We start from the raw sequence: 12,458 nt of genomic DNA, 5'->3' as shown, positions 1-12,458 counted from the left end.
TTGGTAGGCCCGGAGGGACTCGAACCCCCAACCAGACCGTTATGAGCGGTCGGCTCTAACCATTGAGCTACAGGCCCCCATGAACGGGCGTCACGTTCGGAGGAAGGGCGCATTAGCATGGGCACAACGCGGCTTAAAGCTCCCGTTCAGGTTCGTTCCGTCATCAGGGAACCATACAGGGTCGGTCAAGCTTACAGGACCACCCGACAGGAGACTTCAGTCATGACTTCGTTCGCCGCCCGCATCGCCTCCGCCGCCCTGATCCCCGCCGCCCTGGGGGGCGCGTTGGCCCTCGCCTCGGCCCCCGCCATGGCCCAGAGCGCGCCGGACGCCGCCTTCCGCGCCACCACCTTCAGCCTGGCAGCCTTTGGCGAGACCAATGTCGCCCCCGACATGGCCACCATCACCCTGGGCGTGCAGACCGACGACATGACGGCCGCCGGCGCGCTGAAGGCCAATGGCGCGAAGATGAACCAGGTGATGGCCGCCCTGCGCAAGGCCGGGATCGCCGACCGCGACATCCAGACCTCGAACCTCAACGTCAACCCGCAATACATCTACGAGCAGAACCAGCCGCCCAAGTTCAACGGCTATCAGGTCAGCAACCAGGTGACGGTGACCGTGCGCGACCTGGGCAAGCTGGGCCAGGCGGTGGACGCCACGGTCGGCGCCGGCGCCAACACAGTGGGCGGCATCAGCTTTGGCCTGCAAAACCCGCAGGTCGCCGAGGACGCAGCCCGCATGGACGCCGTGAAGGCCCTGCAGGCCAAGGCCGACCTCTATGCCCGGGCCACGGGCTACAAGATCGTGCGCCTGGTCAATCTGGGCGAAGGCGGCGGCTATTCACCCGCGCAGCCGATGCCGGTGTTCGCCATGGCCAAGCGCGAAATGGCCGACTCCACCCAGATCGCCGCCGGCGAGCTGAAGGTGCGGATCGACGTCACGGCCACCTATGAGGTGGCCCGCTAAAAGCCAGCCTTGGTGAAGGCGCGCTCGACGCGCTCCTGAACCTCGCGCCCCGGCAGGGCCCGCTCGCCTTCCATGACCGCCACATAGGTCAGGTTGCGGGCGGGCTTGCCCTCGCTGGTCGGCACCGGGCCCATGGCCCAGCCGACGGTGTTGACCCCGCCCGTGCCCGTCGGACAGCTGGCGAAGCGGGCCGGCTTGCCGATGGCGCTCTTGAGCACGACCTCGGCGATCACCGGCTGGCCGCCCGCGCAGGTGGGCAGGTTGCGGGCGCAGGTGATGTAGCCGCCCGCGCGCCAGACCATCGCACCCGAGGCGTCGGCCACCATCACGCAGGTCGAGGGCGAGCCGATGGCGCGACCGATGGATTCCGTCAGGCGGGTCTCATCGATCCCTTCGGGAAGTTTGGGCGCGCAGCCGGCCAGCAGGCCGGCGACGAGGGTTAGTCCGACCAGACGGCGCATCCTAGGCGGCCTTCTTGATCAGGTTACCGTCATCCAGCAGCACCACGGTCGGCGCGTAGTTACGCGCTTCCTCGGCCGGCAGCTGGCAGTAGGTGACGATAATGACGGTGTCGTTCTTCTGCACCAGACGCGCGGCGGCGCCGTTGACGCCGATCACCTTCGAGCCGCGCGGGGCCTCGATGGCGTAGGTGGTGAAGCGCGCGCCGTTGGTGATGTTCAGTACATCGACCTGCTCGTTGGGCAGGATGCCCGAGGCGTCCAGCAGGTCGCGATCGATGGCGATCGAGCCTTCATAGTCCAGGTCAGCCTGGGTGACAGTGGCGCGGTGAAGCTTGGCCTTGAGCATGGTGAGCAGCATGGCGGAACCTGTATCCCCTTGAGTAAGCTGGGCTTTGTTGGGGCCGCCACACACATGGGCCCAAGGCAGTGCGGCCATATAGCCACGAAGCCGCGCCGGTTCAATCGCCTCACCTGAGTCGAAAGGGTTAACAAGACCTTCTATCCGCGGTAGAGTTGAAAGAACGGGGTTATGCGGTGGGGACCATGCGTAACGGACAACTGATCGTCGCGGCGGCCATAGTCGTCGCGACCGTGGGCGTTGGCGCGACCATCGCCTCGCGCGTGACGGCGCAGACACGGGTGGATCCAGCGACGGGCGCGCCGATCGGCGCCACCCGCCCGCCCGTAGTGACCCGGGTCCCTCCGGCGACGACCGTTCCACCCCGCAGAGGCGGCCGGGTCGACTGGCAGGGCGCCGTGGGCGGCCTGCGCCAGAGCGGCGGCGCGTCCGACACCCTGGGCGCCAATCTGGACAAGGGCGAGGTGGACGCCACCCGCGTGCCGATCCTGCTGCCCAATGACGCCAAGCTGACGGCCGGGGCGCGTATCTACAGCTTCGGCGACTACTATACGATCACAGCCGACGCCCCCGGGGCCGGCATCTCGCTGAGCGGCACGACCGCCATCATTCCCCTGCCCGCTTCAAAGCCCCTCAAGATCGATCCCGTTGGTCCCGAAGGCCTGACGGTGCAGCGCACGGTCGATGGCCAGCTGGCCAGCTTCATCCGCTATGGCGTGCTCTACACCGTCGAGATCCGCTGCGAGAAGGCGGGCGACCTACGCTGCGCTGACGACAACTATGTGCTGGGTCTGGTCGGCAAGACCACGACTGTGGTGCTGGGCGCCGCCGCCCGCGCCGAAGCCGGCCTGGGGGGCTGAGCCGATGAGCAAGCTGACCGCGCCCCTGGCCCTGGCGGTTCTGGCCGCCCTGGCCCTGACCGCCTGCGATCCAAAGACGCCCGCGCCCGACGCGCCGCCCAAGCCGCCGTCGGCCGACCCCGGCCCGCCCAAGGCCGATGACGAGCCCGTGGATGGCGGCGCCGAGCAGGAAGCCTCCGAGCCCCTGCCGCCCAGCCCCGGCGATCCGGTGCAGCCGGCCGAGCCGCCCGCGCCCTCGCCGGCCACCTTCGACCACGGCCCCGCCGGCCAGCTGCCCAGCGGACAGGGCTCGGGCTATCTGGATCGCACCGTCTGGGCGCCGGCCATGTGCTGGCCCCTGCAGGAAGCCGGCTTCGCCAACTCCCAGGTCTATGGCCCCGGCGGCGGCATGGGACCGCCCGGCAAGCCCAGCCAGTGCGACAGCCTGAACTACACCCTGCCCTGGCGTGACAATTTCTGCGAGGCGCGCTCGCGGACCAGCCCCCTTTGCGCCTCGGGAACCGGTCACCAGGGCCAGGACATCCGCCCGGCCACCTGCAAGAAGAACGAACACTGGGCGGTCGCCACCGAGGCCGGCACGATCACCGACATCGGGACCTATACCGTGACGCTCGTGGGCAAGGCCGCGCCGCACTACACCTACCGTTACCTGCACATGCAGATGTCGACCCTGGCGGTGGCCGAGGGAGCCAAGGTCACGGCCGGCCAGAAGCTGGGCAAGGTGTCCAACGACTTTGGCGGCACGCCCACTACCATCCACCTGCATTTCGAGATGCGGGCGGGCCTGGCCGGGGTGACGACCGACGGCAAGCCGGTGGCGGTCCAGACCTTCATCCCGCCGTATCTCAGCCTGGCCGAGGCCTATCAGCGCAAGCTGAACGGCGGGGTCTGCAGCTAGATCGCAGCGGCCTTCAGGAAGGCCGTCATCTCGCCCAGAAGGTTGGTCTTGGCGCGGAACGGGCGCGACAGGGCCAGCACCGTGTCGGCGTGGTCGAGCCCCGGATAGTGTCGCTCTTCGACCTTGCCGCCCACCTGGCGCAGGGCGGCGGCCAGCTTGCGGGTGTTGCGCGGATAGACCGTGGTGTCGGCGTCTCCGGACGCGAGGAAAGCGGCCGGCGAGCGGGCGCTCGCGAACTGTCCCGGCTGGGTGGCCGGCAGATCCGGGGCCTGACCGAAGGTGCGCCGCGTGACCGGCCCATCCAGGGGCAGGAAATCATAAGGTCCCGACAGTCCAGCGAAAGCCCGGACAGCCCCGGGTTCGACGCCCGCCGCCTTCAGATAGCGAGGGTCCAGGGCCAGCATGGCGGCATTGTAGGCGCCGGCCGAGTGACCGATCAGGACGACCCGGTCAGGATCCCCACCCAGGGCTCTGGCGTTGTCGACCGCCCAGCGCACCGCCGCCGCGCAGTCGTCGAGGAAGTCTGGAAAGACGACTTCGGGATAGAGACGATAGTCTGGCACCAGCGTCAGGAAACCGCGCGCAGCCACCGCCCTGCCCGCCCAGGCATAGTCGGCGCGCCGACCAGAATCCCACGAACCGCCATAGAAGAACACCGCCACCGGCTCGGCGCCCGTGGCCGTGGGCGGCGCATAGACGTCCAGCGTCTGACGCGCGCCTTTCCCGTAGGCTGCGCCCCGCAAGGGCGTGCGAGCGGCGTCCTTGGGCGTCAGGGTCGCGAACATCGAAAGCGGCGAGCACGCGCTCGCCAAGGATCCCGCCAGGGCCGTCAAGCCGACGCGTCGCGTCATAGAACCACTCACCACGTCTCGCTCCGCCCCTGCGTCTTGTTACAGATACGCGAGAAACGCGGGTTTGGACGAGGCGATTTCAGCGCCCATCGACCAGCTTGCCGATGGCGTCGAGATAGAGGCCAAAGGCCGTGCGGCCGATCTCGGTCAGGCTGACGCGCGTAAGAGGTTTGCGACCGACGAAGCTCTTGTCGATGGCCACGTAGCCCGCGTCTTCCAGCTTGCGCAGGTGGACCGACAGGTTGCCGTCGGTGACCGATAGCTTGGCCTTCAGCGCGTTGAACTCCGCGACCTCGGCGCCCGACAGATAGGCCATGATCCCCAGACGCACGCGCCCGTGAATGACCTCGTCGATGTGTTCGATCTCGAAATCGTCCATGGCGACCTAGACGATGTCCGAAGGTTCTTGTCGCATCAGGATCAGGCCCGGGACCATAGCCAGCAGATACAGGGCGGCGGCGTAACCCAGCCAGGCCCAGCTACTGCCCATCAGCAGCGCCATCCCGATGGCGCTCGCGAAAGAGGCGACCGCCACGACCCTTAGCCAGACTATCCGAGACATCGCCGCCGCCACCGACCATGCGCCGCCATAGAGCGCCAGCACGATGGACGGTGAGAAGTTGATCAGGTTGAGGTCCCGGGTTTTCCAGCTGGCCACGGCCAGGGCGGTGAAGATCACGAAACAGCCCCAGCCCACGCCCATCCAGGCGTTGCGCATGGCGCGATTGCCAGATGAGCCCGCCCCGGGCTTGGCGCCGACCCCGCGCCTGAGCACGGCCACCATCACCAGGTGAAGGAGAACGGCGGCGACCCAGACCACCATCAGCATCACGGATGGAGCCTGCAACACCTTCGACAGGATCGCCCACTGGATCAGGCTGGCCGTACCAAAGATCGCGCCCGCCGCAACCAGCATCGAGCCGCCCAGCAAAGGAGCCTGACGCCCCTCTTCGGCCAGGGCGCGCATGAACGCGATGTCGTCGCGGATGGCCTTCATCTCTTCAGTCACAACGCATCTCCCCAGCGCTCAATGAGGCGAGGAATAGCGAACTCACTTTGAAATGTAAAGTTCTTCTTAGAGCTTGAATCCGCCAGCCACGACCTTGGCGCAGACCGCCTTGGTGATCTTCACATAGCCCTTGGCCGGATCACGGAAATAGAGCGGATCCTTGGTCATGGCCGGGTCGAAACCGTCGGTGACGAGATCGATCTTGCGATACTTGAAGGTGCCGGTGGTCTCGATCTCGCGCTGCAGGCGCACAAAGATAGGCCGGGCATAGGCCGGCAGTTCCCGATCGACATGTTCGGCCAGGGTCGTGATATCGAACTCGGGTCCCACCACCAGCGAGGCCATGCCGGCCTTGCCGTCGAGGTCGCCGATCTTGACGCCATAGACATTGACCTCCAGCACCCCGGGCACCCCGGCCAGGCGCTCGGAGACCTCGCTGGTGGCGACGTTCTCGCCCTTCCAGCGGAAGGTGTCGCCGATCCGGTCGACGAAATAGATGTAGTCGTCGCCGTCGGTGCGCATCAGGTCGCCGGTCCGGAACCAGGCATCGCCCTTGGCGAAGACGTCGTGCAGAACCTTCTTCTCGGTCGCAGCCTTGTCGGCATAGCCGGTAAAGTTGGATCGGGCGTCATTGGCGATCTGGCCAATACATTCGCCAACCTCGCCCGGCGCCACCTCGATGCAGCAACCGTCGGCGCCACGGATCGGCATCTCTGTTTCCACATCGAACTGCACGATGCGGGTGTTGAACTTCTTCCTCAGATAGCCGGGGATACGGCCGATGGCCCCGCGCCGCCCGTCGAAGTTGAAGAACGAGACATTGCCTTCGGTGGCGCCATAGAATTCCAGTACGCCGCCGACCTTGAAGCGATCCATCATGTCGTCCCAGACGTCGGGCCGCAGGCCGTTGCCGAAGATCTGACGGATCTTGTGGTTGCGGTCCTCGTCGCTGGCCGGCTGGTTGGCCAGATAGCGGCACAGCTCGCCGATATAGACGAACATCGTACAGTTCTCGGTGCGGATATCGCTCCAGAAGTGCGTGGCCGAGAACTTCTTGCGAAGCACGATCGACCCGCCATTCAACAGCCCCGCCCCCATGGCGCAGAGGCCGCCGGTGGCGTGATAGAGCGGCAAGGTCACATAGATGCGGTCGGTGTGACGCGCGTCGGTCGAACCGGCGAAGCCGCGCATATAGAGTTGCGTCCGCATGTGGGTGATGCGCGCGGCCTTTGGCAGCCCGGTGGTGCCACTCGTGAAGATGTAGAGTGCGGTGTCCTTGGCGGTCAGCCCGCCCCGGGCTGTCTCGCGATCGGGACGCAGCTGACTGCAGCTCTTCAGGGCGTTGACCAGATCGCGCTGGTCGCCATGAGCCTTGCCCAACACCCATTGCTGGACGTGACGGCCAAGACCATCCTTGACCTGTTCGAAACAGGGCGAGGTCTCGGGATCGACGATGCAATGCAAGGCCTGGGAGATGTTCAGGCAGTGGGCCAGGGCCGGGCCGGTCAGCTGGTTGTTGATCAGCGCGGTGGCGACGCCCACCTTCGACAGCCCGTACCAGATGGCCAGATATTCCAGGCGGTTGGGCATGAACAGCGCCACCGTCTGACCGCGGGTGATGCTCTGCCCCTTGGCCCAGTGGGCGTAACGGTTGGCGATGGCATCCAGCTCGGCATAGGTGATCGTCTTGCCTTCAAAGGTGATCGCGGGGCTGCCAGACCAACGGTCGACCGCCGCTTCGAGATCATCGCAGATCAGGTTGGCGCTGTCGGGAGCGATGGATTTCACGCGCTTGAGCGTGCGCATCAGCCCCTTCAGGAACACCCACTCGCGCTTCAACCTAGCCTGCAAACGCATAAGCACCCTCCATTCAAACAACCATTGGAGAGCGCCGCGCGGCGGGTCAAGCTGCACCGTCGCGCGCCGCGCGCGTTTCCGTCAGACGGGCCTCAGCCGCGACCGGCGATCTTGAAGCGCACCTCGCGGCGCTTGAAATCCAGGGCCACGGTTTCGAACTTCTGCAGGATATCGGAGCCGATCAGGATCGCCGGCTCACGGGTCAGTCCCCAGTAGTCAAAGGTATGAACCGCGGCCATGACCACGGGCACGTTCACCAGGGTCATCTTGCCCAGGGTCAGCCGGTTGAGCACCACCAGTCGCCCGGGCAGGGTCTGGCCGGTGGCGCCGCGCAGCTGGATATCAAAGGTTTCACCAATGATCGCCTTGCGCTTCTGCGCCGCCCGGAACAGCGCCAGATTGCCGATCGTCGCCATGGATCCGCTGTCCAGCAGGGCGACCATTGTCTGACCGGGCATGGAAACGTCGATCAGGGTCAGACCGCTGCGCGTACGGGTCTTGACCACCACGGTCTGGTCGTCGGCCCGCGGCAAGCGCTCGCCAACAGCCATGCGACGCTGACCATAGTTCAGCATCAGGTTGTCGGCGCCCAGCCAGTCCAGGCCCAACAGGCCAGCCGCGCCGAGATAGCGTTCGGCGACGATCGACACCTTCATCTGGCGCCGGACGCGGTGACCCATCTGCAGGGTGTCGATCACCACGGTGTCGACAGCGTGCACGCCGGCGATGCCGTGCACGTTCACCGGCTCGCCCCGCGCCAGTCCCAGCCTGTCTGCGGTCTCGATGGAAATCATCGAGCTGTTGGCCCCGGTGTCGATCATCATGTGAAACGGCCCCTGGCCGTTCAGCATGACCTGCACCGTCAGGCGACGGGCAACATCCAGATACTTCAGCGGCTCTTCGCGGGCGACCTGCGGAGCATTCGGGTCCCAAGCAAGGGCCGGCGCGGCGACGAGCGTCGCCACCAACCCCGCAAGACCCCTGCGAGAGATGGTTGAACCCATCATTTCACCCCGCCTCCTCCATGAGAGGCGGAGGCTATACCCGCGCTTGAAGGGGCGCCAGCAATGACGACCGGCGCGTCAGCCGGTGGCCAGTTTGCGCTGATCGTCGCGATCCGACTTCAGCTTCTCGGCCACCAGGAACGCCAGTTCCAGGGCCTGTTCGCCGTTCAGACGCGGATCGCAGTGGGTGTGGTAGCGGTCGGCGAGATCGCCTTCGCCCACCGCCCGCGCCCCGCCCAGGCACTCGGTGACGTTCTGGCCGGTCATTTCCAGGTGGACGCCGCCGGGGTGCACGCCTTCGGCATGGGCGATCTCCACGAACGATTTGACTTCCGACAGGATGCGGTCGAACGGCCGGGTCTTGTAGCCGGTCGAGGCCTTCAGCGTGTTGCCGTGCATCGGGTCGGTGGCCCAGACCACCGAACGGCCGGCCGCCTTGGTCGCCTTCATCAGGCGCGGCAGGCGGTCGGCGATCTTGTCGGAGCCAAAGCGGCCATACAGGGTCAGGCGGCCCGGCTCGTTGTGCGGGTTGAGCACGTCGATCAGGCGCAGCAGGTCGTCACCTTCCATGGTGGGACCGCACTTGAGGCCGATCGGGTTCTTGACGCCGCGCATGAACTCGATGTGCGCGCCGTCCAGCTGACGGGTGCGCTCGCCGATCCACAGCAGGTGAGCGCTGGTGTCGTACCAGTCGCCCGAGGTGCTATCGACGCGGGTCATGGCTTCCTCGAAGCCCAGCAGCAGGGCTTCGTGGCTGGTGAAGAACTCCACCTGATGCAGGCCCGGATGGCTTTGCGGCGTCACGCCGATGGCGGCCATGAAGGCCAGGCTTTCGCTGATCTTTTCCGACAGCTCGCGGTATCGCGCGCCCTGCGGGCTGTCGCCCACGAAGCCCAAGGTCCAGCGGTGGATGTTGTGCAGGTCGGCATAGCCGCCATTGGCGAAGGCGCGCAGCAGGTTCAGGGTCGAGGCCGACTGACCATAGGCCTTCAGCAGACGATCTGGATCGGGGATGCGCTCCTCGGCCGTGAAGTCCATGCCGTTGATGTTGTCGCCCCGGTAGGACGGCAAGGTCACGCCATCTATGGTCTCGATCGGCTCCGAGCGCGGCTTGGCGAACTGGCCGGCGATGCGGCCCACCTTCACCACAGGCTTGCCGCCGGCGAAGGTCAGCACCACCGCCATCTGCAGGATCAGCCGGAAGGTGTCGCGGATGTTGTCGGCGTGGAATTCCTTGAAGCTCTCGGCGCAGTCGCCGCCCTGCAAAAGGAAGGCGCGGCCTTCGGCCACGTCACCCAGCAGGGTCTTCAGCCGACGCGCCTCGCCCGCAAACACCAGCGGCGGCATCTGGCGAAGTGTTTGCTCGACCCGGTCCACAGCGCCCGCATCCGGATAGTCGGACGGGATGTGCTTGGCGGGTTTTGCTCTCCAGGTGGCGGGGGTCCAACGCGAGGTCATGACAGGCTCTATAACTTCAAAGGGAGCGGCTTTTACCGTAGCCGCAGGGAAAAGGCAAAATCATGCGGCCGATCGCCGCTTTTTGACGAGAGTGAGGAAAGTTCATCCTAGCGGACGGCGTGGCGACTTCAATCCTTGCGCGAGATATCGCAGGCAATGATGGTCAGAGCGCCCAGGGCCAGCCACCATTCCTGCCAGACCCCAAAGCTCAGAGCGCCGATGGTCAGATAGGTGACCAGAGCGCCAGCCGCTATGGCGCCATCCTCCTGGGACTCGCCGGTCAGGGCCACAATCCTGTAAGCGACCCAGCTGAAGAAGATGCCGCCCAAGGCCGCGCCCACCGCGCCAAGCTCCAGCCAGAGCTGCATGGCGGCGTTGTGGGTGTGCAGCGGGATCGCCGGGCCAAAGGTGCGGCTGGCGTCCAGGCCCCAGCCGCGAATGGCGTGGGCCTGCACATGGTCGGCGGTGAAGGCCCAGATATCCAGGCGGGCGTCCCAGGAGCGCGGCACGTGGCGATGCAGCCAGGCGATCAGTCCCGAATGTACGCCCCACAGCAACATGATCGGACCCAGCACGAAGGGCGCGGCGACGGCGGCGACCAGCAGGCGCGCAGCCACCTTGCCAAACAGCCGAACTGCCCCGAAGGCCACGAAGCCAAATGCCAGGGCGGCCCAGCTGGCGTCGGCGCTCAGCGCGAGGGCGCCGATGATCACCGCGCCCAGCAGCACGAAAGCGGCGGGCGTCCAGCCCCGCCCGCTCATGATCCGGGCCGTGGGCCAGAACAGCAGCGCCAGGGCGTAGGTGGCGATCGACACCTTCACGACCGCAAGATCGGGTCGGATCGGATCGTTGGTCGCGGATCTCAGCCATTGATAGAAGGCCGCCCCGCTCACCCCGTCCAGGGCGACCAGAAGGGCCAGAAACAGGGCGCTCACCGCCAGCACCGTGGCGGCGCTGCGGGCGGACCGGTCAGACAGGCCGCGCATGGCGGCGATCGCCGAACCGTACAGCGCCAACTGGAACAGCAGCTTGAGTCCGGTGAAGGACTCCATGTCCCCACTGTCCTTCAGGTCGGCCGGGTTCGGCGCGCCGGGGCTCCAGGACAGGCTGATCAGGGCCCAGACCACCAGGACGAACAACGCCATGGCCGGAGGCGACGCCGGCCGCGACTGCGCCAGGCCCGGCGTCGACAGCAACCCGCACAGGGCCAGAAGCGGCGCAAAGCCCAGCGGCGCGAGATAGCCCACGAACGGAACCAGCGCGATGGTGAACACCGCGACAGCCCCTAGCCATTTCGTGGAACGTTGCGCGCCGGCGACAGACCTCATCCGGCGCCCACATCGGCCGGCGCGTACTTTTCCTTCATCGTCACCAGTTCCTCGGCCAGGGTCGGGTGGACGGCGCAGGTCGAGTCCCACTGCTTTTTGGTGACGCCCATCTTCACGGCGATGGCGGCCATCTGGATGATCTCGGGCGAGTCCGGCCCCACCACGTGGACGCCAACCACCTTTTCGTCGTCCTGTTTGACCACCAGCTTGATCAGGCACCGGTCCTGAGCGCCGTAGAAGGTCGCCTTCATCGGCCGAAAGACCGAGCGATAGATATCCACCTTGCCAAACTCGTGCCGGGCCTCGGCCTCGGTCATGCCGACCACCCCGACCGGCGGCTGCGAGAACACGGCCGAGGCCACCAGGTCGTGATCAAAGCTGGTCGGATTGTCGTAGAACTCGGTCTGGGCGAAGGCCGCCCCCTCGCGGATCGCCACGGGCGTCAGATTGATCCGGTCGGTGACGTCGCCGACGGCCCAGATGCCATCGACACTGGTTTTCGAATGCTTGTCCACGGCGATCGCGCCGCGCTCGTTCAGCTTGACGCCCACCTTGTCCAGGCCCAGCCCCTCGACATAGGGCTCGCGGCCGGTGGCGAACATCACCGCATCGGTCTCGAACGTCAGGTCGTTGCTGAGCGTGCTGACCAGGCCGGCCTCTGTCTGCTCAAGGCTCTTGTGCGAGCAGCCCAGCACCACCTTGATACCGCGCTTTTCCAGCTCGTCGGCCAGGTGCGAACGGACGTCGTCGTCAAAACCGCGCAGGATGTTGGCGCCGCGATAGAGCAGCGTCGTCTCCACGCCCAGACCGTTAAAGATGCCGGCGAACTCAACCGCGATATAGCCGCCGCCCACCACCAGCACCCGCTTGGGGAGAGTGGGCAGGTGGAAGGCCTCGTCAGAGGTGATGCCCAGCTCGGCGCCTGGGAAATCCGGCCTCACGGGGCGGCCGCCGGTGGCGATCAGGATCTTGCGGGCGGTATAGCGGCCAGCGTCCTGACTGCCTTCCTTGGGCAGAACCTCGACGGTGTGGGGGTCGATCACCCGGGCCTTGCCGTGCAGCAGATCCGCGCCGGCTTTCTGCAGGTTGGTGACATAGATCCCCGACAGGCGGGCGATCTCAACGTCCTTGTCGTGCAGGAATCGCTTCCAGTCGAACGACCGCTCGCCGATGGTCCAGCCAAAGCCCTCGGCGGTCTTCAGCTGCGTGGAGACCTCACTGGCATAGACCATGAACTTCTTGGGCACGCAGCCCCGGATCACGCAGGTGCCGCCGACCCGATACTCTTCCGCCACCGCCACCTTGGCTCCCGACAGCGAAGCCAGACGCGCGGCCCGCACCCCCCCGGAGCCGGCGCCGATGACGAACAGGTCGAAGTCATAGTCAGCCATCGAAGGCTCCAGTC

Annotated in this window: 13 protein-coding genes and 1 tRNA gene; 3 read left to right on the top strand and 11 right to left on the bottom strand. The window is 66.3% G+C overall.

All coding sequences use genetic code 11. From position 1 onward, the window contains the following. Nucleotide 1: 1 nt before the first annotated feature. A tRNA-Ile gene (locus ACW17Z_RS17975) sits at nt 2-77 on the bottom strand. Nucleotides 78-222: 145 nt separating this feature from the next. Here ACW17Z_RS17975 and ACW17Z_RS17970 point away from each other — a divergent pair. Continuing rightward, nucleotides 223-969 (top strand): SIMPL domain-containing protein, encoded by a 747-nt coding sequence (locus tag ACW17Z_RS17970; RefSeq protein ID WP_492057003.1) that lies wholly within the window; start codon nt 223-225, stop codon nt 967-969. On the opposite strand, the gene ACW17Z_RS17965 is transcribed toward ACW17Z_RS17970, so the two are convergent. Then, the gene (locus ACW17Z_RS17965) at nt 966-1,430 is read right to left on the bottom strand and encodes a hypothetical protein (protein WP_419321010.1); all 465 of its coding nucleotides are present in this window, start codon (nt 1,428-1,430) and stop codon (nt 966-968) included. The genes ACW17Z_RS17970 and ACW17Z_RS17965 overlap by 4 nt on opposite strands. A gap of 1 nt (nt 1,431) precedes the next feature. Then, entirely contained in the window at nt 1,432-1,788 is a 357-nt protein-coding gene (gene panD, locus ACW17Z_RS17960; protein WP_419251790.1) for an aspartate 1-decarboxylase, read from the bottom strand. A gap of 185 nt (nt 1,789-1,973) precedes the next feature. Between panD and ACW17Z_RS17955 the strand changes: the two genes are divergently transcribed. Continuing rightward, on the top strand, nt 1,974-2,648 hold the full coding sequence (locus tag ACW17Z_RS17955; protein ID WP_419321007.1) for a hypothetical protein: 675 nt from the start codon (nt 1,974-1,976) through the stop codon (nt 2,646-2,648). A gap of 4 nt (nt 2,649-2,652) precedes the next feature. Then, on the top strand, nt 2,653-3,546 hold the full coding sequence (locus ACW17Z_RS17950; protein WP_492057002.1) for a M23 family metallopeptidase: 894 nt from the start codon (nt 2,653-2,655) through the stop codon (nt 3,544-3,546). On the opposite strand, the gene ACW17Z_RS17945 is transcribed toward ACW17Z_RS17950, so the two are convergent. From ACW17Z_RS17945 to gor, 8 genes are all read right to left on the bottom strand, one after another. After that, nucleotides 3,543-4,397, bottom strand: coding sequence for an alpha/beta hydrolase (locus ACW17Z_RS17945; RefSeq protein WP_492057001.1), 855 nt, complete (start codon nt 4,395-4,397; stop codon nt 3,543-3,545). The genes ACW17Z_RS17950 and ACW17Z_RS17945 overlap by 4 nt on opposite strands. Nucleotides 4,398-4,476: 79 nt before the next feature. Then, nucleotides 4,477-4,776, bottom strand: a complete 300-nt coding sequence (locus ACW17Z_RS17940; RefSeq protein ID WP_492057000.1) for a winged helix-turn-helix domain-containing protein — start codon at nt 4,774-4,776, stop codon at nt 4,477-4,479. Between the two features lie 6 nt (nt 4,777-4,782). Continuing rightward, entirely contained in the window at nt 4,783-5,406 is a 624-nt protein-coding gene (locus ACW17Z_RS17935; RefSeq protein ID WP_419320999.1) for a hypothetical protein, read from the bottom strand. Nucleotides 5,407-5,472: 66 nt separating this feature from the next. Beyond that, nucleotides 5,473-7,263 carry a long-chain-acyl-CoA synthetase gene (locus ACW17Z_RS17930; RefSeq protein ID WP_492056999.1) on the bottom strand — a complete coding sequence of 597 codons (1,791 nt, stop codon included), beginning with the start codon at nt 7,261-7,263 and terminating at the stop codon, nt 5,473-5,475. 92 nt (nt 7,264-7,355) lie between these two features. Continuing rightward, entirely contained in the window at nt 7,356-8,228 is an 873-nt protein-coding gene (locus ACW17Z_RS17925) for an aspartyl protease family protein (protein ID WP_492056998.1), read from the bottom strand. Nucleotides 8,229-8,345: 117 nt separating this feature from the next. Then, a complete protein-coding gene (locus tag ACW17Z_RS17920) occupies nt 8,346-9,725 on the bottom strand; it encodes a class II 3-deoxy-7-phosphoheptulonate synthase (protein WP_492056996.1) in 1,380 nt (459 codons plus the stop codon). A 128-nt stretch (nt 9,726-9,853) separates the two neighbouring features. Then, nucleotides 9,854-10,999 carry an O-antigen ligase family protein gene (locus tag ACW17Z_RS17915; protein ID WP_419320991.1) on the bottom strand — a complete coding sequence of 382 codons (1,146 nt, stop codon included), beginning with the start codon at nt 10,997-10,999 and terminating at the stop codon, nt 9,854-9,856. A 50-nt stretch (nt 11,000-11,049) separates the two neighbouring features. Next, nucleotides 11,050-12,444 (bottom strand): glutathione-disulfide reductase, encoded by a 1,395-nt coding sequence (gene gor / locus ACW17Z_RS17910; RefSeq protein WP_492056995.1) that lies wholly within the window; start codon nt 12,442-12,444, stop codon nt 11,050-11,052. Nucleotides 12,445-12,458: the final 14 nt, after the last annotated feature.

It is taken from the genome of Caulobacter sp. GSs2 (assembly GCF_058680895.1).
The sequence above is the reverse complement of the archived record's forward strand: the minus strand, read 5'-3'. Positions and strand labels throughout refer to the sequence as shown.